This is a genomic window from Sagittula sp. MA-2 (genome assembly GCF_030126985.1).
In the GTDB taxonomy this organism is placed as follows: domain Bacteria; phylum Pseudomonadota; class Alphaproteobacteria; order Rhodobacterales; family Rhodobacteraceae; genus Sagittula.
This window is the reverse complement of the sequence record NZ_CP126145.1, coordinates 879639-898373: the sequence shown is the minus strand read 5'-3', so window position 1 is coordinate 898373 and position 18735 is coordinate 879639. Positions and strand designations below refer to the sequence as shown.

Here is an 18735-nt window from a genome sequence, read left to right as displayed (position 1 = left end):
GAATGGCACATCAAGGAACATGTTCCGGACGGACCGCACCGACAGCGTGCGGCCTTTGCGCATTCATGACATCGCCCCTCGCCCCGCTGCCGGGGCAGCCGGTTCCGCTTGTCCGCGCGCGCCGTCAACTGGCCGCCTCGCAGGACATCCTGTCATCAACCCATAGCCTTCGGGGAGCCGCGCGATGACCTCGCCCGACAAGCCGAAGAAAAGGACCGGATTGCGCATTATCGTGACGTTCGTCGGCTTGGTCGGTGCCTTCATGCTCTGGGACGAACTGGTGCCACGCGGCCCCGTTTCCGAAGAGATGCAGGCCCGGCTGCGCTGTGTCGCGAAATCGGTCGCCCTGCATCAGGCGCTGTTTTCCCTCGACGAGGAAGGCACCCCGCCGGAACGCGACTTCCGGGAGGAGTTCGACATGGTGTTCAACGATTTGCAGCGCTTTCAGGGCGGGCTTGTCCGCCGCGACGATCCTGAACGCCACGCCTTCCGCCCGATCATGATCGAGGAGGAAGACGCGAAGGACACGGCGCTGGCCGAGGATCCGCAAGGCTACGTGTCCGTAACATGGGCGGAGGTGCAGGCCTGCCATGACGGGCTCTTCGGGGACGACGCCACTGCCCGGCAAGGGCGGGAGGTGTTTGCATGACCCGCAGCTTCCTCTCCAAGGCGGTCCTGATCGCAGCCCTGTGCTGGGGCCCGGTTTCCCTGTCCGCGCAGGAAGATGACACCGCCGCGACACTGATCCAGTTCCAGAACGCGACCTGCGCTTCGCCGGTCGCCACGCCCCTGTCGCAGGTCGATTTCGGCGGCGACTGGCGGGAGGCACAGGATGAAGAGGCCGAGGCCCTCGTGGAGCTTCTGGCGGACTTTGCGACCCGCATCGACTTCCTCACCAACCAGCACGGCGATGCCGATCCCAAGGCCGTCCTGGCCGGTCACAGGCTGCGCTGGCAACACGCCATCCTCGCCACCGATCCCGCGGCGCCGCAGGCCCGGATCATGCGGCACACCACCGTCGGCGCGCTGACCTCGGCGCTGTATGCCGAGCAGGCGGAGGGCGAGGCGATGCTGTCCTGCACGCTGGTCCTGCAGGGACCGTCCGAGGACCTGATCGACGGGCTGACGCTTCGTTTCGAGGTGATGCCGGTCTACGAGAACGCCGTGACGCGCCACTGGCAGGCAACGGACACGGTGACCGCTCCGGACGGCGAGTCCCGCGATGCCCTTCGCAGCCTGACCCTGCGGCTCTCGCCCGCCGACCAGTCGGTCACGCACGCCGTGCTGACCTATCGGACGACCCTTACCAAGGGAGGGGAATGACGATGCGACAACCCTCTCTTTCAGTCACAATCCCGTCGGGGGCCTTGCCACCCTCGCTGAAACCCGGTCCCAACGAATACGGTCCCAACCCACAAGAGGTGCCCCAATGACCGACCAAAGCCCGAACGATCTTTTCCACGCTTCCAGCTTCATGCAGGGGCACAACGCGGAATATCTGGAGCAGATGTACGCCCGCTACGCCGCCGATCCGAGCGCGGTGGACGATGCCTGGGCGGCGTTCTTCAAACAGTTGGGCGACGACGAAACCTCGGTCCGGCGCGAAGCCGAAGGACCGTCCTGGGCGCGCGCCGACTGGCCGCCCGCCCCGGCGGACGACCTGACGGCGGCGCTGACCGGCGAATGGCCGATGCCCGCCGTTCCGGCAGAGGCGAAGGGCGCCGCAAAGAAGATCGCCGCGAAGGCAGATGAACAGGGCGTCTCCGTCTCCAACGAGGCGATCCAGCGCGCCGTTCTGGACTCGATCCGCGCGCTCATGCTGATCCGCGCCTACCGCATCCGCGGCCACCTGGCAGCCGACCTCGACCCGCTGGGCCTGCGCGACACCTCGAACCACCCGGAGCTCGATCCGAAGTCCTACGGCTTTACCGAAAGCGACATGGACCGCCCGATCTTCATCGACAACGTGCTGGGGCTGCAGATCGCCTCCCTGCGCGAAATCGTGTCGATCGTGAAGCGCACCTACTGCGGCACCTTCGCGCTGCAGTACATGCACATTTCCGACCCGGAGCAGTCCTCCTGGCTGAAGGAACGGATCGAGGGTTACGGCAAGGAGATCCACTTCACCCGTGAAGGCCGCAAGGCGATCCTGAACAAGATGGTGGAGGCCGAGGGCTTCGAGAAGTTCCTGCACGTCAAGTACATGGGCACGAAGCGGTTCGGCCTCGACGGCGGCGAATCCCTGATCCCCGCGATGGAACAGATCATCAAGCGCGGCGGCAACCTCGGGCTGAAGGAAATCGTCATCGGCATGCCGCACCGCGGCCGTCTGTCGGTACTCGCGAACGTGATGAACAAGCCTTACAAGGCGATCTTCAACGAGTTCCAGGGCGGCAGCTTCAAGCCGGAGGACGTGGACGGTTCGGGCGACGTGAAATACCACCTCGGCGCCTCCTCCGACCGGGAGTTCGACGGCAACACCGTGCACCTGTCGCTGACCGCCAACCCTTCTCACCTCGAGGCGGTGAACCCGGTGGTTCTGGGCAAGGTCCGCGCCAAGCAGGACCAGTTCGGCGACGTGAACCGCACGCAGGTCATGCCGATCCTTCTGCACGGCGACGCGGCCTTTGCCGGCCAGGGCGTCGTTGCCGAATGTTTCGCGCTCTCGGGTCTGCGCGGCCACCGCACCGGCGGCACGATGCACATCATCGTCAACAACCAGATCGGCTTTACCACGGCACCGCACTTCTCGCGTTCGTCGCCGTACCCGACGGACAACGCGCTGGTGGTCGAGGCACCGATCTTCCACGTCAACGGCGATGACCCGGAGGCCGTGGTCCACGCCGCCAAGGTCGCGACCGAGTTCCGCCAGAAGTTCGGCAAGGACGTGGTCATCGACATGTTCTGCTACCGCCGGTTCGGTCACAACGAGGGCGACGAGCCCATGTTCACCAACCCGGCGATGTACAACAAGATCAAGAAGCAGAAGACCACACTGACGCTCTACACCGAGCGGCTGGTCAAGGACGGCCTGATCCCCGAGGGCGAGATCGAGGACATGAAGGCCGCCTTCCAGGCCAAGCTGAACGAGGAGTTCGAGGCCGGCAAGGTCTACAAGCCGAACAAGGCCGACTGGCTGGACGGCCGCTGGTCCCACCTCGACAAGCAGAAAGAGGGCAAGTACCAGCGCGGCAAGACGGCAATCAAGCAGGAGACCTTCAAGGAGATCGGCACTGCGCTGACCACCGTTGCGGACGGCTTCCCGATCCACAAGACCGTGGGCCGACTGATCGAGGCACGGGCGCAGATGTTCGAGTCCGGCAAGGGCTTCGACTGGGCGACGGCAGAGGCACTGGCCTTCGGCTCGCTCCAGCTTGAAGGGTATCCGGTGCGCCTCTCTGGTCAGGACTCCACCCGCGGAACGTTCAGCCAGCGCCATTCCGCCTTCGTCAACCAGGAGAACGAAGAGCGGTACTACCCGCTGAACAACATCCGCGAAGGCCAGGCCCGGTTCGAGGTGATCGACTCCGCGCTGTCCGAATACGCTGTGCTGGGCTTCGAATACGGCTACTCGATGGCCGAACCGAACGCCCTGACGCTGTGGGAAGCGCAGTTCGGCGACTTCGCCAACGGCGCGCAGATCATGTTCGATCAGTTCATCTCGAGCGGTGAATCGAAGTGGCTGCGGATGTCCGGCCTTGTCTGCCTGATGCCGCACGGTTTCGAAGGCCAGGGGCCGGAGCACTCCTCCGCCCGTCTCGAACGCTTCCTGCAGCTCTGCGGCCAGGACAACTGGATCGTGGCCAACTGCTCGACGCCAGCGAACTATTTCCACATCCTGCGCCGCCAGCTGCACCGGTCGTACCGCAAGCCGCTGATGCTGATGACGCCGAAGTCGCTTCTGCGCCACAAGCTCTGCGTCTCGGAGATGGAGATGTTCACCACCGGCTCGTCCTTCCACCGCGTCCTTTGGGACGATGCGGAAACCGGGCATTCGGAAACCAAGCTGGTTTCGGACGACAAGATCAAGCGCGTCGTCATGTGTTCGGGCAAGGTGTACTACGACCTGCTGGAAGAACGCGATGCGCGCGGTCTGGACGACGTCTACCTGCTGCGGGTCGAACAGTTCTATCCGTTCCCGGCGATCAGCCTCGTCAAGGAGCTGGAACGTTTCAAGCAGGCAGAGATGATCTGGTGCCAGGAAGAGCCCAAGAACCAGGGCGCCTGGTCCTTCATCGAGCCGAACATCGAATGGGTCCTCGGCCGCATCAAGGCAGAGCATCCGCGCCCGCGCTACGTGGGCCGCGCCACCTCGGCCTCGCCCGCAACGGGCCTGGCTTCCACCCACAAGGCACAGCAAGCCGCGCTTGTCGACGAAGCGCTGACGATCGAATGAACCCACGGCCGCGAGGCGCAAGGGTATTGAAAAAGGAAGTGAAGACATGACCGAAGTACGCGTCCCCACCCTTGGGGAATCGGTGACCGAGGCCACCGTGGCCACCTGGTTCAAGAAGCCGGGCGACAGCGTTGCCGTGGACGAGATGCTGTGCGAGCTGGAAACCGACAAGGTGACGGTGGAGGTGCCCTCGCCCGCCGCCGGCACCCTCTCGGACATCGTGGCGAAGGAAGGCGACACCGTTGGCGTCGACGCGCTGCTTGCCAACATCGCGGAGTCCGGCAACGCCGGCCCCGAAGAGACCAAGCCGCGCGCGAAAGAGGCGGAGACCAGCAGCGGCAGCGCCTCCGGCGGCGGCGACAGCGTGGATGTCATGGTGCCGACGCTCGGCGAATCCGTGACCGAGGCGACTGTCTCCACCTGGTTCAAGAAGGTTGGCGACAGCGTCACGCAGGACGAGATGCTGTGCGAGCTGGAAACCGACAAGGTGTCGGTCGAAGTGCCCGCACCGGCATCCGGCACGCTGACGGAAATCGTCGCCCAGGAAGGTGACACGGTCGAAGCCAACGCCAAGCTGGCCGTGATCGCTTCCGGCGAGGGGGTTTCTTCTGCTGCGCCGAAGGCAGACGCCGAGCCGAAGGACACGCAATACTCCACCCCGCCCGCCGGCAACGGCGGTCCGGGCAAGGACATCAAGGACGGGCCGGCAGCCGAAAAGGCCATGGCCGAGGCGAACGTCTCCCGTGATCAGGTGAAGGGCACCGGCAAGGACGGCCGCGCGACGAAGGCCGATGTGGCCGCCGCCGTGGCCGCTGCGAACGCCTCCCCGGCAGCCTCCGCTCCGGCCTCTGCGCCGCGCGCCCCGGTCGCCGCCGAGGACGAGGCGCGCGAGGAGCGGGTGAAGATGACCCGCCTGCGCCAGACCATCGCCCGCCGACTGAAGGACGCGCAGAACACCGCCGCGATCCTGACCACCTACAACGAGGTGGACATGACCGAGGTCATGGCGCTGCGGTCGGAGTACAAGGACCTGTTCGAGAAGAAGCATGGCGTCCGTCTGGGCTTCATGTCCTTCTTCACGAAGGCCTGCTGCCACGCGCTGAAGGAAGTCCCCGAGGTCAACGCCGAGATCGACGGCACCGACATCGTCTACAAGAACTTCGTGCACATGGGCATCGCGGCGGGCACGCCGCAGGGTCTGGTGGTTCCGGTCATCCGCGATGCCGACAGCATGTCGTTCGCGGAAATCGAGAAGGCGATCAACGAGAAGGGCAAGCGCGCCCGCGACGGCAAACTGTCCATGGCAGAGATGCAGGGCGGCACGTTCACCATTTCGAACGGCGGCGTCTATGGCTCGCTCATGTCCTCGCCGATCCTGAACCCCCCGCAGTCCGGCATCCTCGGCATGCACAAGATCCAGGACCGGCCGATGGTCATCAACGGCGAGATCAAGATCCGTCCGATGATGTACCTTGCTCTGTCCTACGATCACCGCATCGTCGACGGCAAAGGCGCGGTGACCTTCCTCGTCCGCGTGAAAGAGGCGCTGGAAGACCCACGCCGTCTGCTGATGGACCTGTAATAAGTAGGTTCGGAGGGAACCATGCTTGCTATCAAGAATTACGGCCACTTTTGGTCCAGAGAACTTGTCGACTTTGGCCAGCGAGGTTCCCCCGGACGCTTATTAGGCTCCACCAAGATAAACTCCGAAAAAGACGAGACCATCGATTTCAGAAATCAAACCGGCATTTATTGTCTGTACTCTGACAACCGTGAAATCGTTTATGTTGGACAGACGGGGCGAGGTAACCAGCGGCTGTTGTCGAGACTACGTCAGCATAGCTGCGGGCCAATGCGTGACAGATGGCAGAACTTCAGTTGGTTCGGGTTTCGAAGTGTTGAAGGTCGCGAGATTTCACAGGAGGCCGATTTACAATCCAAAGAAAATGTAACTTACGCGGCCGCACTCGACGAAATTGAAGCGGTTCTTGTTCAACTGCTTGAGCCACGACTAAACAAACAGGGACCACGTTGGAGTGGCGCGGAAGAATATTTCCAGTGGGCTGACTTCGACGCTTCATCGTTGTCAACTCTTCGCCACGAAGTCTGGGTAATTCATGAAAATGTAAAAAGGCTGCTGGAAGCTCAAGGTCTCGCGAGTGAGGAATGAAAACACCGACCCCATCCGCCGCCGCCGCGCCTTCTCCCTGCCCGGGTACAAAACGCTCGCAGAGGAAGGTTTCGACGGCGACTACGTCTCGCCCATCCAGATGACCTCCGGCAATCTCACCGGGCCGATGCTGATCTCCAAGGACTGGCTCGACGCGCCTTCGGCCAATGCCAACCGTGCCATCCTGACGAAACAGGGCTACCTGCCCGGCAACCCCTACAACCGCGTCATAGACAAGGTTCTGGCCCTCGTGGGCCTCGCCCGCGCGGACATCTACATCACACCCGTCTTCGCCCTGCTGACGGCGAAGCGGTCTTCGGTCATCCCGGCGAAGGACAGGCGCGCGTCGTTCGAGGCGGTGGGCCAGTACGAACTTCTGGGCCGCCGGCCCATCGCGCTCGGGACGGACGCGGCCTCCGTCCTACGTTGGTTGGGTATCGACCATATCGAAACCATACATCCCTCGGCACGCGGCCTCACCTTCGACGACCGCGCCCGGCGGATCGCCAAGGCACTGGAGGCCGCATGACACACCAACTTCTTCTCAGGTTCGACAGCTTCGATCCGTCCGCCTTCGACGCGGACGCGGAGGCGCGCGGACAGGCGGGCCTGACGCTGCTGCAGATGTGGCGCGAGGGCACGGGCGCGCATTGGGCGCTGTTCTCCGTCAACGACACCGACAAGGCAAAATCGTGGCTCTCGAAAGAGACCGGACTCGGCCATCCGCCCTCCGCCTCGCACATGCTGGAGACCGTTTGACGTGACGACCCCGGCCCGCATCGCGCTTGTGTCCTGCATGAGGAACGAAGGAATCTTCGTTCCGGAATGGCTGGCGTACCATGCGGGCCTGGGTTTCGACCGGATCGTGGCGGCGACCAACGACTGCACCGACGGCACCGATGCGCTGCTGGCGCACCTGGCCGCGCAGGGCATCGTGGACCACATCGACCACGATCCGGCGGGCCGCCCGCCGCAGGACGCCGCGATGGATCAGGTTCTCGCCTGGGCGCGGGAGGAGGGCATCACCCACATCCTGCACATCGACGCGGACGAGTTCCTGCACCTCGCCGACGGGGATCTCGCCGATCTCATGGCACGCACCGAAGGCGCGGACGTGGTGCCCCTGCCATGGCGCACCTTCGGCGACAGCGGCGTGACGGAATGGACGCCGGGCGACCTCGTGCTGGAGCGGAACACCCATGCAGAAGCCGCGCCCGAACCGGGTGTCACCAAGTTCAAGTGCCTGTTCCGCGTGGCCAGCTTTGCCCGTGCCACTGACCACAACCCGCTGGACCCGCATGTGGCCGACCCGGTGGTGATGACGCCGGACGGCGCGCCGCTGTCCAATGCCTCGCTCTACCAGAAGAAGTCGGCCCGCTTCCGGCCGCATGAGGTTGCGGCGCGCGCGGCCTCTGCCCAAGTGTATCACTACGCGGTGCGCTCGGAGGATGTGTTCCTTCTGAAGAACGACCGCGGCGACGGGCAAGGCAAGCGGGGCGATACGAAATACCACCTGAATTCGCATTGGCACCGGCAGGCCAACCGCAACGACGCCGACGCGCCCGAGATGCTGCAACATCTGCCCGGCGTCAGGGCACGGCTGGCGGAGTGGCGCCGGGATGCAGCCTTCACCCGGCTGGAACAGGCCTGCGCCGACGCCTTCACCGCACAGCGGGCCGCGGTCCTGACGGCAGACAACCGCGCCGGCTGGACGAAGGAGATGCGCCCGGCATGACCCTTTCCGGCACCACAATCCCTGTCGCGGCGCCCGCTTCCTGCGGCCCCGTGACGAGCCTCGCAAAGCCCAAAGGCAAAGCGAAAGGAAACACGACATGACCCCCGAACTCGCAGCTCTCGCGGCGACCGTGCTGGTGCATCTGGCCGCCGTCGTGTGGTCGCAGAAATCCTTCGAAGAGGATGTCGGCCGGGAGGGCAACCTCTCTCCGCGCGACGGGTCCATGGACCTCTCCGTCCGGACGGAGCGGCTGAAGCGCGCCTTGGGCAACCAGACGGAAAACATCGGCCCCTTCGTGATCGCGGTGGTGCTCGTGCAGTTCACCGGCTCGAACAGCTGGGTCACGGCGCTTTTCGCGTGGATCTTCGTCGCCGCGCGCGCGCTTTACCTTCCGGCCTATGCGCTCGGCTGGGTGCCATGGCGGTCCTACCTCTTCATGGCTGGATTGCTGTCTACGCTGGTCCTGATCGTGGCGGCCTTCGTATGACCCCGGAACTTACAATACTGACCCTCGCCGCGCTCCTTCAGGCCGTGCAGTTCGCGATCTTCTCCGTGGCGGCGCAGATGCAGGTCGGCACGCGTTACGCCGCCTCGCCGCGGGATGTGCCGCGTCAGCTGACCGGATTGGCAGGCCGCGCGCAGCGCGCTCTCAACAACCATTTCGAAGGGCTGATCCTCTTCTCCATCGCCGTCATGGTGGTTACCTACTCCGACATCGGCGACGCCTTCACGGCGGCTGCGGCGCTCGTGTACCTCGCGGCACGCATCCTGTACGTGCCTGCGTACCTGTTTGGCTGGACGCCCTGGCGCTCGCTCATCTGGTTCGCGGGGTTCCTTGCCACCGTCTTCATGCTGATCTGGTGCCTCCTGTGACCGATCGGCCCCGCACACCCGGCCCGGTTTCGGGCTGAACAACTCCCGGGGGGCTCCGCCGGAGCGGGGGCATCGCCTCCTCCCCCTCAGACAGAAGGAAAACGACATGTCCCAATACGACGTCATCGTCATCGGCGCCGGTCCCGGCGGCTACGTTGCCGCGATCCGCTGCGCACAGCTTGGCCTCAAGACCGCCTGCGTGGAAGGCCGCGAGACGCTGGGCGGCACCTGCCTGAACGTGGGCTGCATCCCGTCGAAGGCGCTGCTGCACGCCTCGCACCAGTTGCACGAGGCAGAGCACAACTTTGCCAAGATGGGCCTGAAGGGCAAATCGCCGTCCGTCGACTGGAAACAGATGCTGGCCTACAAGGACGACGTCATCGGCCAGAACACCAAGGGCATCGAGTTCCTGTTCAAGAAGAACAAGATCGACTGGCTGAAGGGTTGGGCCTCCATCCCCGAAAAGGGCAAGGTCAAGGTCGGCGACGAGACCTATGACGCCAAGAACATCATCATCGCGTCGGGCTCCGAAGTGGCCAGCGTTCCGGGTGCGGACGTGACCGTGGACAACGAGGGCGGTGTGGTCGTGGATTCGACCGGCGCGCTGGCCCTGCCGAAGGTGCCGAAGAAGATGGTCGTCATCGGCGCGGGCGTGATCGGGCTCGAGATGGGCTCCGTCTACAAGCGTCTGGGTGCAGAGGTGCAGGTCATCGAATTCCTTGACCACATCACCCCGGGCATGGATGCCGAGGTCCAGAAGCAGTTCCAGAAGATCCTCTCGAAGCAGGGGCTTGAGTTCACCATGGGCGCAGCGGTGTCGAAGGTGGAGGCCACGAAGTCGAAGGCCAAGGTCACCTACAAGCTGCGCAAGGACGACAGCGAACATTCCGTCGATGCCGACGTGGTGCTGGTCGCGACCGGCCGCAAGCCGTTTACCGAAGGGCTGGGGCTGGACGCGCTGGGGATCGAGATGACCAAGCGCGGCCAGATCGCCGTCAACGACCACTGGAAGACGTCGGTGGACGGCATCTACGCCATCGGCGACGTGATCGAGGGCCCGATGCTCGCCCACAAGGCCGAGGACGAAGGCATGGCCTGCGCCGAAGTGATTGCAGGCAAGCATGGCCACGTGAACTACGGCGTGATCCCCTCGGTGATCTACACCGCACCGGAGGTCGCCATGGTCGGCGCGACGGAGGCGCAGCTGAAAGAGGCGGGCAAGGCCTACAAGGTCGGCAAGTTCTCCTTCATGGGCAACGGCCGCGCGAAGGCCGTGTTCCAGGGCGAGGGCTTTGTGAAGATGCTGGTCGACAAGGAAACCGACCGCATCCTCGGCTGCCACATCATCGGCCCCGCCGCGGGCGACCTGATCCACGAGATCTGTGTCGGCATGGAGTTCGGCGCCTCCGCCGAGGACATCGCCCTGACCTGCCACGCGCACCCGACCTTCTCCGAAGCGGTGCGCGAGGCTGCCTTGGCCTGCGGCGACGGTCCGATCCACGCCTGACGGATACCCGCGCCGCCGTCCTCGCCGGGGGACGGTGAGAGAACAAGAAAGGGCGCGGTCCGAACCGCGCCCTTTTTAATATTCCGGGCCGAAGACCTGCGTCGAGGATAGGACGGTCCGGACAATCGGTACGGAACCGGTGTCCGCCTTCGCAGCTGGCTCGCGACGATCAGCACGCACCAGGGCCGGGTTGCGGCTGGCCGCCTGTCCCACCCACCCCGCGCAGGATCACCAGAGGCGGGTCTTGGCGTACTCCGGGTAGTTGCGGTCGTAATCCGCGCCGCCCTGCGCGCCCTGCGACATGTCGGCCAGGATCTCGCCCACCGTCGGCAGGTCGAGCGTCGCGTCTCGCGGCCAGAGGCCCGACCGCATCAGCGCCTTGGCACATTGCGTGTAGACCTCAGATATCTCGATCACGATCACCGTTGCGGGCAGCCGTTCCCCCTTGGCAAAGCTTTGCCGCAGGGCCGGGTCGTCAGTCAGGAACGCGCGTCCATTGACGCGAACCGTCGTGTGGGTGCCGGGGATCATGAACAGCAGTGCGCAGCGCCCGTCGGAGACGATGTCACGCAGGCAGTCGAGCCGGTTGTTGCCACGCCAGTCCGGCAACAGCAGGCGGTCAGGTCCGTCCACCCGGATCACCGGGCCATCGTCGCCGCGAGGCGACCCGTGGACACCCTCCGGCCCGACGGTGGAGAGGATGCAGAACCTCGCCGCCTCCACCCAGCGGCGGTAAAGCGGCGTCAGCATCGGCGAGACCTTGACCAAGGCAGCGGGGACCGCTTCGGGATAAAGAGCCTCGAGATCCGGAATGCTCGCTATGCGGTTCATGGCCTTACTCCTCAGGTTCGAAACCGGCCTCTCGCATCAGGGCATTCGAGGCCGCTTCGATCTCCGTCTCGAGCCTGATCAGCAGGGTTTCGCGGCCGAGGCCCGGTTCGATGGCCGGCAGGAATTCCACGACCGCGAGGCCGGGCTTGCGCAGGATCCCCTTGCGCGGCCAGAACAGACCCACGTTGGTCGCCGCAGGGACGCAGGGCTGGCCGGTCTGTTCGTAAAGCAGCGCTGCGCCGACCTTGTAACCCTGCTTCACGCCGGGGGCGACGCGGGTGCCCTGCGGATAGATGATGAGCTGGCCGGGTTCTGCGGCCCCCTTCTTCACGTCCGACAGCATCCGCGCGATGGCAGCGCCCCGCTTGCCCCGCGCCACCGGCACACAGCCGATGCGGCGGGCGTATTGCCCGATGACCGGCGTGTAGAGCAGTTCGTGCTTCATGATGAACTTGCCCGCCGGTACGGCGCCGAAGATCAGGATGATGTCGAGGAAGGACTGGTGCTTGGCCGCGATCAGGACCTCGCCCTGCGGCACTGGACCACGGACCTCGGTCCTGAGACCGACCATCCAGCGCGCGGTAAAGCGGGTCCAGACGCAGAAGGACTTGCAGGCCATCCGCGCGCCGCGGCTGGAGAACAGCGCCCAAGGCAGGAAGACGATGCCGAGGACCAGCATCGCAAAGTACAATTGGAAGACGAAGATCGCCGAACGCACCCACTGGATCACGCCAGTTCCCCCAGTACGCGGCGCGCCGCCAGGTCGGTCGCGATATAGGCTACGGCGGCGGCCAGCGGCGGCACGAAAAGCGGCCAGAGCCATTGGAACCCCTCGAAGCGAAGACTGGTCAGCAACCCCTCCACGTCACCGGCGGCGGGCATCAGCACAAGCGCCAGCATCCCCAGCACCGTCCCTGCCGCGGCGCCGGTCAGCGTGCGCAGGGTGAACCGCCGGACGAAAGCCTGAGCGATGTAGTGGTCGGTGGCCCCCACCAGCCGCAGGACGGCGATGACCTGTGCGTTGGCGGCCAGCGCCGCATGGGCCGCCAGAGTCACCATGGCGCCGGTCGCCGCGCCAATCAGCAGGATCGAGGTCCAGCCCAGCAGCCGCAGCCGCGAGGCCGCCGCCACCAGCGGCTTGCGCCAGCGGCTGTGTTCGTCCAGCACCGCGCCGGGTGCCTCGGCCTGCAGCCTCAGGCGCAGCCCGTCGGAATCGTAGCCGTCCCCGGTCTCCAGGACCTCGACAAGCTGCGGCACAGGAAGCTGTTCCACGGGCAGCGCAGGGCCGAACCACGGCTCAAGCAATGCGCGCTGTTCGTCCGCCGTCAAAGCGCGGGCGGAAGCGACACCGGGCGTCTGTTCCAGCACCGTCAGCACCGCCGCCACCTGTTCGGCCATCTGCCCTTCGGGAGCGGAGATGCGCACCGTCGAGGCCCGCGCCAGTTCGTCCCCCCAGCTTGTCGCAAGCCGCCCGGCGGCCAGCGACAAGGCCAGCGCAAAGATCGTCAGGAAGGCCATGGCGACGGAGGTCAGGAGAGTCAGCCGCACGGTGAAGCCCGAAGGCGGCACGACGCGATCTGCCCCGCGATCGCCCTTCATCAGGCCGCGGATGCTGGCGAGCCGCGCGATCACAGGTCCGCCCCCGCAGTCTGCAAGGACCGGTTCTGGATGCGCAGGACGCGGGCCTGCACATGCGCCTTCGCGGCACGGATCAGCGCGAGGTCGTGGGTGGCGATCATCACCGTCTTGCCCATCTTGTTCAGCTCGATCAGCAGGCGCAGCAGCCTTTGCGACATTTCCCAGTCGACGTTGCCGGTGGGTTCGTCCGCAAGGATCACGTCTGGGCTGAGGATCAGCGCGCGCGCCAGGGCTGCACGCTGACGCTCCCCGCCCGACAGTTCCGGCGGGAGGGCGTCAAACTTGCCGGTCAGGCCCACCCAGCTCATCAGCTCGTGGAGGTTGTCCGCCTGGCTCGGGTCCGCCTGGCCCGAGACGGTCAGCGGCAGGGCGACATTTTCCGCCACCGGCAGGTGGTCGAGGAACTGGCAGTCCTGGTGAACCACGCCGATGCGGCGGCGCATGTAGGCGATGGCGTTGCGGTCCAGCTGGGTCACGTCCTCACCGAAGATGTGGATCGTGCCCGCGGTCGGCTTCAGCGCGCCGTAACACAGTTTCAGGAAGGTCGTCTTGCCAGCGCCGGACGGGCCGGTGAGGAAGTGGAAGGTCCCCGGCGCCAGCTTCAGCGAAATGTCGGTAAGCAGCGCCTCCCCGCTATAGGAATAGGCCGCGTTTTCCAGCTCGATCACGGGTCGTCTGCCCTCACCCTCTTGTTGCCCCTGTTGTGCCAGTGCACGCCCGGTTGTGCAACGCGGCTCATTGGCCAGAAATGGACTTTTCCCCTTGTGTCATCGCACCTATGGTTAATGCAACGCCCGCGAAGGGGCGATGAGAGACAGGAACGGAGCAGCATGCGGCTGATTTGCCCGAATTGCGGAGCGCAATACGATGTCCCTGCAGAGGTCATCCCTGAAAGCGGTCGCGATGTTCAGTGTTCCAACTGCGGTCACACCTGGTTCCAGCGTCATCCCGACAGGGACGCCGATCTGGCCGAGGATCTGAACCAGCCGGTGCCCGACGCCGAATGGACGCCGGAGGACGAACCGGCAGAGGTGGCGTCCTCCATCCCACCGGCAGAACGCCCCGACCTCTCGCGGAGAGCCGCCGAGCCTCACGCCCATGACGACTTCGAAGAGGATGACGCCGAGGCGGAGCCCGAACCGGTCCTACCCGCCGAGGAGGCAAAACCGCGCGGTCTGGACCCGGAAGTGGCGGAGATCTTCCGCGAGGAACGGGATTACGAGTCGCGCAGGCGCGCGGCGGAGTCGCTGGAGACGCAGCCGGACCTCGGCCTTGAGGAACCGGACGAGGACGAGCGCGCGCGCCGGTCGCGGCAGGCGCGTGAACGCATGGCCCGCATTCGCGGTGACGAAGGCGCGGCCCCGAAAACCGCCAGGCGCCCTGCCCCGCCCGTTGTTCCCGAAAGCGCACCGTACGACCGGGACGAAGGCCGCGCCACGGCAGAGGCGGCCGCGGCAGCGGCTGCCAGTTCGCGGCGCGATCTGCTGCCGAACGTGGACGAAATCAACCAGACGCTGCGCTCTACCTCGGAACCGCGCGTCATCGACTCCGCCGAACGTCGTTCCTCCGCGGTCGAGCAGAAGTCGGGCGGTTTCGGCAAGGGTTTCCTGCTGGTGATCGTTCTGGCAGCGCTCGCCATCGGCACCTACGCCAACGCCACCAAGATCTCCATGTCTGTGCCGCAGGTCGCGCCCGCGCTGGAGGCCTACGTGACGGCGGTGGACAAGGGCCGCGTTTGGCTCGACGCGCAGGTGATGCGCCTCATGACGACGCTGGACGGCATGAGCTCGGAGGCAGACACGCCGGCGACGGAGGCACCAGCGGAGCCGGAGGCCGACACCGCCACGGACGCGCCAGAAAGCAACTGATCTTCGCATCGCTGAACGGCTGACGCCCCAGAGCCAATTGTGCGCATCAGAAACAGCCTGCGTGCACGGGCTTTTGAAAATCGCTTCATGCAACAAAAAAGGACCGCCGGTCGAACCGACAGTCCTTTGACTTGCTGAACCCGTCTTGCGGACGGATGCTCAGACCCGGCCCTTCCAGGGGACCAGAACCCTCTCGGCCCATCGCATCAGGATGTCGATCCCGAAGCCGATGATGCCGATCAGGATGATCCCCATGAGAACGATATCGGTCAGCTGGAACTTCGAAGCGACCATGATCATCATCCCGGCGCCCTTCTCTGCCGCGACAAGCTCCGCCGCGACGACGGTGCCCCAGCAGACCCCCATCGCCACCCGCGCGCCGGTGAATATCTCGGGCAAGGAATTCGGGACGATGACGTGCCGCATGATCTGCCACTTCGACGCGCCCAGCGAATAGGCCGCATGCACCTTGGAGATCGCCACACCGGACACCCCCGCCCGCGCGGCGATGGCCATGATCCAGAGCGCCGCCAGGAACAAGAGAATGATCTTTCCCACCTCGCCGATGCCCGCCCAGATGATGACCAGCGGGATCAGGGCCAGCGGCGGCACGGGGCGCATGAACTCCACGATCGGGTCGAACCAGCCGCGGAACCAGTCCGACAGGCCCATGGCGTAGCCCAGGGGGATGCCCACCAGCGCCCCGAAGAGAAAGCCGAGGATCACGCGGAAGAGCGAGTAGCCCAGGTGCTCCCACAGGGTTGAATCGCGGTAGCCGTCGGAGGCGATCTCACCCAGACGGGCCACGACGGCCTCCGGTGGCGGAAGCCAGATCGGCTCCATCTGCAAGCCCTTCGCCGGTTCGAAGTTCAGCGTGCCCTTGGGCGACATGCCGACCCTGCCGAATTCCGTCATGACAGAGCCGCCCGGCTCGATGGGTTCGCCGTTTACCGCGATCACGGTGTGGCCTGCGTCGCGGTCCATCTCGTCGTTGCGGTCGACGCGGATCAGGCCGGAGCGCCAGGCCCCCACGATGTCGCTGTCGTTCTTCGCCCAACCCTCGCCGGGGTCGACCTCCGGCGCTTCGGCTTCGGTGCCTACCTCGAACACCCGGACGGTCACGGTGGCGTCGTCGGGTTCAACCCCTTCCGCCGTCGCTGTGTAGGTGAACGTGGCGTCCCCGATGAACGGCCCCGGGGCGTGCATGAAACCCGGCACCAGCTTCGACCCGGTGAAGGCCGCCCAAAGAAGGAAGATCACGAGGATCGAGATCACGCTGGCGATGCGGTTCGGGACCACGGCGCTTTCGTCCCCGAAGGTCACCGTCTTGAGCGAGGTATAGTCGGTCGTCGTCTTGCGCACGATGAACTTCACCAGCACGAAGGACACGACGAAGACGATTGCGTAGATCAGGAAGACGATCATGCGGCCGCTCCCCCGCCGGGATGCGCTACGGACCCGTGGCGCCCGCCTGCCTTGAGGACGCTCATTCCGCCGCCTCCGATCGTCCCATGATTTCCTCTTCCATGTCCCAGATCATGCTGAGGATCTCCTCGCGTTTCTGGCCGAAGTCGGGGTGCTTCTTGACCTCGCGCAGGTCGGCGTTCACGCCCATGTCGGCAAACGGCAGCCGGTATTCGCGGTGGATGCGGCCCGGGCGCGGCGCCATGACCAGCAGGCGCTCGCCCAGCAAGAGCGCCTCTTCGACCGAGTGGGTGATGAGGATGATGGTCTTGCCGGTCTCTTTCCAGAGCTTCAGCACCAAACCCTGCATCTTCTCGCGGGTGAGCGCATCCAGCGCGCCCAGCGGTTCGTCCATCAGGATGACGTCGGGCTCGTTCGCAAGGCAGCGGGCGAGGGCCACGCGCTGCTGCATCCCGCCCGACAGCTCGTAGACGGCCTTTTCCTTGAAGTCCTTCAGGCCCACGACCTCCAGCAGGTGATCGACGGTCTGTGCCCAGTCACGTTCGCGCTTTCCCGCCATGCGGGGGCCGAACGAGACGTTTTCCCGCACGCTCATCCACTCGAACAGCGCACCCTGCTGAAAGACCATGCCGCGTTCGCGGTCGGGTCCGCGCACCCGGTGGCCATTCATCACGACCTGCCCCTCGGTCGGCGCGAGGAACCCGGCGACGATGTTCAGAAGCGTGGTCTTGCCGCAGCCCGAGGGGCCGAGGACGCTCAGCAGCTCTCCGGGGGCAAGGGTAAGCGACACATCCTTCAGCGCCTGCACGGAACTGCCGTTGGGCAGGTCGAAGCGCATGGACAGGTTTTCGATGGCGAGACCGCTCATGCCGCCTCCTTTTTGAAGTCCGGAGTTCTGGCCCAGAATGGCGGGTCGGGGGCGGTTGTTCAGAAAACTACCGCCCCCGTCCCCGCGCTGCCGCGACAGGGACTCTGCCGCGGCGTGCGTCTTACATGCCGTTCGCCGCCTCGAGCGGACCGGTGTTCACGTTTTCCGCGTAGCTGTCGAGCGCCGCGTCGATGGAGCCAGCCTCGACGAAGACGTCGGCCACGCCCTTCATGAACTCCTGCGCGCCGCCGCCCAGCCACTTTTCGGTGAGCTGGTCCTCGACCGTCGGGAAGACGAAGGTGGAGATGGTCGCCATGGTGGCGTCCTCGTCCATGCCCGCGTCCTTGGCGATGACCGGCAGCATCTTTTCGTGGTTGGCCTCGTCCGCCCACATGGCGTTCGCCTCGGCGGTCACGGCCAGGAATTGCGACACGATGTCGGAGTTCTCGGCCACCCAGCCCGCCGGTCCGGAGGTCACGTCGAAGACGAGAATGCCCAGATCTTCCTTCTCCGCGCCGGTCAGCAGCACGTTGCCGTGCTCCTTCATGCGGCGCAGCGAGCCGCCCCAGCCGCAGGCCATGTCGACAGAGCCCTGCGCGATGGCGGCGGCCCCGTCCGGCGGCGCCATGTCGACCACTTCCATCGACGAGATGTCGACACCGAAGTGGTTCATCTGCTTGAGGAAACCATAGTGCGCGGCGGTGCCCAGCGGGACGGCGACCTTCTTGCCGGCCAGTTCGCCGGCAGAGTCCTTGTCGATCTCCAGCGCCTCGGCCACGACACAGTTGTCGTTGTCGGCATAGGACACCGCGACGTCGAGGATCTGCAGATCCTGCCCGGCAGAGACGGCGACCACGAAGGGCGGCACGCCCTGGCTGACGGACAGGTGCACGTCGCCGGATGCCATTGCGGCGCTCATCGCGGTGCCGGTGTCAAAGCTGACCCAGTTGATATCGACGCCCATCGCCTCTTCGTACATGCCTTCGGCCTTGGCGTACTGGAAGGGCATCGGCCATTCGAGGAAGTAACCGACGGTAATCTCTTGGGCCTGCGCCATCCCGGCCATGACAGCCATCCCGGCCACGGCGCCCAGAAGGGTCTTTTTCATCAATACATCTCCCGTGTTGTCCCCGTGCTTGCGGGGGCTTTTCGCGGGTCGGACCCGCGGGCGCCTCGCTTCGGACGCCGCGTCCGATCCGACCAGCAAACAGGCATCCGATCAACGATTTTTCGGACAGCCGCTGCAACCGGCAGGTGTTTCACACCGTCAATGGCACCGATAAAATCTGGCAACCGACTGAGATTCATGAGAAATCGTATCGACACGCGACCGGTAAGCGACAATCTGGCACTATATGAGCGAACCAACTGGCCCTATAAGCCGCTCAAAAATCCGGCCAACTGGACCAAATCCCGCCTTTAAA

19 protein-coding genes are annotated in these 18735 nt (G+C 65.2%); 12 read left to right on the top strand and 7 right to left on the bottom strand.

Annotated features, from left to right (window positions below; genetic code table 11):
- Positions 1-184: 184 nt before the first annotated feature.
- The 11 genes from QNI11_RS04535 to lpdA all read left to right on the top strand — a co-directional run bounded on the left by QNI11_RS04535 (position 185) and on the right by lpdA (position 10681).
- Entirely contained in the window at positions 185-649 is a 465-nt protein-coding gene (locus QNI11_RS04535) for a hypothetical protein (protein ID WP_283982498.1), read from the top strand.
- Entirely contained in the window at positions 646-1323 is a 678-nt protein-coding gene (locus QNI11_RS04530) for a hypothetical protein (RefSeq protein ID WP_283982497.1), read from the top strand. Before QNI11_RS04535 ends, QNI11_RS04530 begins: the two co-directional genes overlap by 4 nt.
- Before the next feature lie 106 nt (positions 1324-1429).
- A complete protein-coding gene (locus QNI11_RS04525) occupies positions 1430-4396 on the top strand; it encodes a 2-oxoglutarate dehydrogenase E1 component (RefSeq protein ID WP_283982496.1) in 2967 nt (988 codons plus the stop codon).
- 46 nt (positions 4397-4442) lie between these two features.
- Entirely contained in the window at positions 4443-5978 is a 1536-nt protein-coding gene (gene odhB, locus QNI11_RS04520; protein WP_283982495.1) for a 2-oxoglutarate dehydrogenase complex dihydrolipoyllysine-residue succinyltransferase, read from the top strand.
- A gap of 21 nt (positions 5979-5999) precedes the next feature.
- The gene (locus tag QNI11_RS04515) at positions 6000-6566 is read left to right on the top strand and encodes a GIY-YIG nuclease family protein (RefSeq protein ID WP_283982494.1); all 567 of its coding nucleotides are present in this window, start codon (positions 6000-6002) and stop codon (positions 6564-6566) included.
- Positions 6556-7095 (top strand): hypothetical protein, encoded by a 540-nt coding sequence (locus QNI11_RS04510; protein WP_283982493.1) that lies wholly within the window; start codon positions 6556-6558, stop codon positions 7093-7095. Before QNI11_RS04515 ends, QNI11_RS04510 begins: the two co-directional genes overlap by 11 nt.
- Positions 7092-7325 carry a hypothetical protein gene (locus QNI11_RS04505; RefSeq protein ID WP_100927656.1) on the top strand — a complete coding sequence of 78 codons (234 nt, stop codon included), beginning with the start codon at positions 7092-7094 and terminating at the stop codon, positions 7323-7325. The genes QNI11_RS04510 and QNI11_RS04505 overlap by 4 nt, the downstream gene beginning before the upstream one ends.
- Before the next feature lies 1 nt (position 7326).
- Positions 7327-8301, top strand: a complete 975-nt coding sequence (locus tag QNI11_RS04500; protein ID WP_283982492.1) for a glycosyltransferase family 2 protein — start codon at positions 7327-7329, stop codon at positions 8299-8301.
- Between the two features lie 97 nt (positions 8302-8398).
- Positions 8399-8788: an MAPEG family protein gene (locus tag QNI11_RS04495; protein WP_283982491.1), complete on the top strand. Its 390-nt coding sequence runs from the start codon at positions 8399-8401 to the stop codon at positions 8786-8788.
- Positions 8785-9174, top strand: a complete 390-nt coding sequence (locus QNI11_RS04490) for an MAPEG family protein (protein ID WP_100927659.1) — start codon at positions 8785-8787, stop codon at positions 9172-9174. Before QNI11_RS04495 ends, QNI11_RS04490 begins: the two co-directional genes overlap by 4 nt.
- Positions 9175-9280: 106 nt before the next feature.
- Entirely contained in the window at positions 9281-10681 is a 1401-nt protein-coding gene (gene lpdA / locus QNI11_RS04485; protein ID WP_100927660.1) for a dihydrolipoyl dehydrogenase, read from the top strand.
- A gap of 228 nt (positions 10682-10909) precedes the next feature.
- On the opposite strand, the gene QNI11_RS04480 is transcribed toward lpdA, so the two are convergent.
- Genes QNI11_RS04480 through QNI11_RS04465 form a run of 4 tightly spaced genes read right to left on the bottom strand, consistent with a single transcriptional unit; the run spans position 10910 to position 13818 of the window.
- Positions 10910-11512, bottom strand: a complete 603-nt coding sequence (locus QNI11_RS04480) for a pyridoxamine 5'-phosphate oxidase family protein (RefSeq protein WP_283982490.1) — start codon at positions 11510-11512, stop codon at positions 10910-10912.
- Between the two features lie 4 nt (positions 11513-11516).
- Positions 11517-12191 carry a 1-acyl-sn-glycerol-3-phosphate acyltransferase gene (locus QNI11_RS04475; RefSeq protein WP_100930833.1) on the bottom strand — a complete coding sequence of 225 codons (675 nt, stop codon included), beginning with the start codon at positions 12189-12191 and terminating at the stop codon, positions 11517-11519.
- 47 nt (positions 12192-12238) lie between these two features.
- Positions 12239-13111, bottom strand: a complete 873-nt coding sequence (locus tag QNI11_RS04470; protein ID WP_198521877.1) for an FtsX-like permease family protein — start codon at positions 13109-13111, stop codon at positions 12239-12241.
- A 29-nt stretch (positions 13112-13140) separates the two neighbouring features.
- Complete coding sequence (locus QNI11_RS04465) at positions 13141-13818, bottom strand: cell division ATP-binding protein FtsE (protein WP_100927663.1); 678 nt, start codon at positions 13816-13818, stop codon at positions 13141-13143.
- Positions 13819-13980: 162 nt separating this feature from the next.
- On the opposite strand from QNI11_RS04465, the gene QNI11_RS04460 reads away from it, so the two are divergent.
- Positions 13981-15018, top strand: coding sequence for a zinc-ribbon domain-containing protein (locus tag QNI11_RS04460; protein WP_283982487.1), 1038 nt, complete (start codon positions 13981-13983; stop codon positions 15016-15018).
- Positions 15019-15177: 159 nt separating this feature from the next.
- Here QNI11_RS04460 and QNI11_RS04455 read toward each other — a convergent pair whose 3' ends face one another.
- The 3 genes from QNI11_RS04455 to QNI11_RS04445 form a co-directional block, all read right to left on the bottom strand.
- Entirely contained in the window at positions 15178-16443 is a 1266-nt protein-coding gene (locus QNI11_RS04455; protein ID WP_283982486.1) for an ABC transporter permease subunit, read from the bottom strand.
- 61 nt (positions 16444-16504) lie between these two features.
- Positions 16505-17311 carry an ABC transporter ATP-binding protein gene (locus QNI11_RS04450; RefSeq protein ID WP_283982485.1) on the bottom strand — a complete coding sequence of 269 codons (807 nt, stop codon included), beginning with the start codon at positions 17309-17311 and terminating at the stop codon, positions 16505-16507.
- 121 nt (positions 17312-17432) lie between these two features.
- Positions 17433-18419: an ABC transporter substrate-binding protein gene (locus tag QNI11_RS04445; protein WP_100927667.1), complete on the bottom strand. Its 987-nt coding sequence runs from the start codon at positions 18417-18419 to the stop codon at positions 17433-17435.
- Positions 18420-18735 lie beyond the last annotated feature (316 nt).

Excerpts from the sequence above, each read along its gene's own strand:
- QNI11_RS04535 (WP_283982498.1), top strand. The coding sequence starts at position 185 with ATGACCTCGCCCGACAAGCCGAAGAAAAGGACCGGATTGCGCATTATC.
- QNI11_RS04530 (WP_283982497.1), top strand. The coding sequence starts at position 646 with ATGACCCGCAGCTTCCTCTCCAAGGCGGTCCTGATCGCAGCCCTGTGC.
- QNI11_RS04525 (WP_283982496.1), top strand. The coding sequence starts at position 1,430 with ATGACCGACCAAAGCCCGAACGATCTTTTCCACGCTTCCAGCTTCATG.
- odhB (WP_283982495.1), top strand. The coding sequence starts at position 4,443 with ATGACCGAAGTACGCGTCCCCACCCTTGGGGAATCGGTGACCGAGGCC.
- QNI11_RS04515 (WP_283982494.1), top strand. The coding sequence starts at position 6,000 with ATGCTTGCTATCAAGAATTACGGCCACTTTTGGTCCAGAGAACTTGTC.
- QNI11_RS04505 (WP_100927656.1), top strand. The coding sequence starts at position 7,092 with ATGACACACCAACTTCTTCTCAGGTTCGACAGCTTCGATCCGTCCGCC.
- QNI11_RS04495 (WP_283982491.1), top strand. The coding sequence starts at position 8,399 with ATGACCCCCGAACTCGCAGCTCTCGCGGCGACCGTGCTGGTGCATCTG.
- QNI11_RS04490 (WP_100927659.1), top strand. The coding sequence starts at position 8,785 with ATGACCCCGGAACTTACAATACTGACCCTCGCCGCGCTCCTTCAGGCC.
- lpdA (WP_100927660.1), top strand. The coding sequence starts at position 9,281 with ATGTCCCAATACGACGTCATCGTCATCGGCGCCGGTCCCGGCGGCTAC.
- QNI11_RS04480 (WP_283982490.1), bottom strand. The coding sequence starts at position 11,512 with ATGAACCGCATAGCGAGCATTCCGGATCTCGAGGCTCTTTATCCCGAA.
- QNI11_RS04475 (WP_100930833.1), bottom strand. The coding sequence starts at position 12,191 with ATGCTGGTCCTCGGCATCGTCTTCCTGCCTTGGGCGCTGTTCTCCAGC.
- QNI11_RS04470 (WP_198521877.1), bottom strand. The coding sequence starts at position 13,111 with ATGAAGGGCGATCGCGGGGCAGATCGCGTCGTGCCGCCTTCGGGCTTC.
- QNI11_RS04460 (WP_283982487.1), top strand. The coding sequence starts at position 13,981 with ATGCGGCTGATTTGCCCGAATTGCGGAGCGCAATACGATGTCCCTGCA.
- QNI11_RS04455 (WP_283982486.1), bottom strand. The coding sequence starts at position 16,443 with ATGATCGTCTTCCTGATCTACGCAATCGTCTTCGTCGTGTCCTTCGTG.
- QNI11_RS04450 (WP_283982485.1), bottom strand. The coding sequence starts at position 17,311 with ATGAGCGGTCTCGCCATCGAAAACCTGTCCATGCGCTTCGACCTGCCC.
- QNI11_RS04445 (WP_100927667.1), bottom strand. The coding sequence starts at position 18,419 with ATGAAAAAGACCCTTCTGGGCGCCGTGGCCGGGATGGCTGTCATGGCC.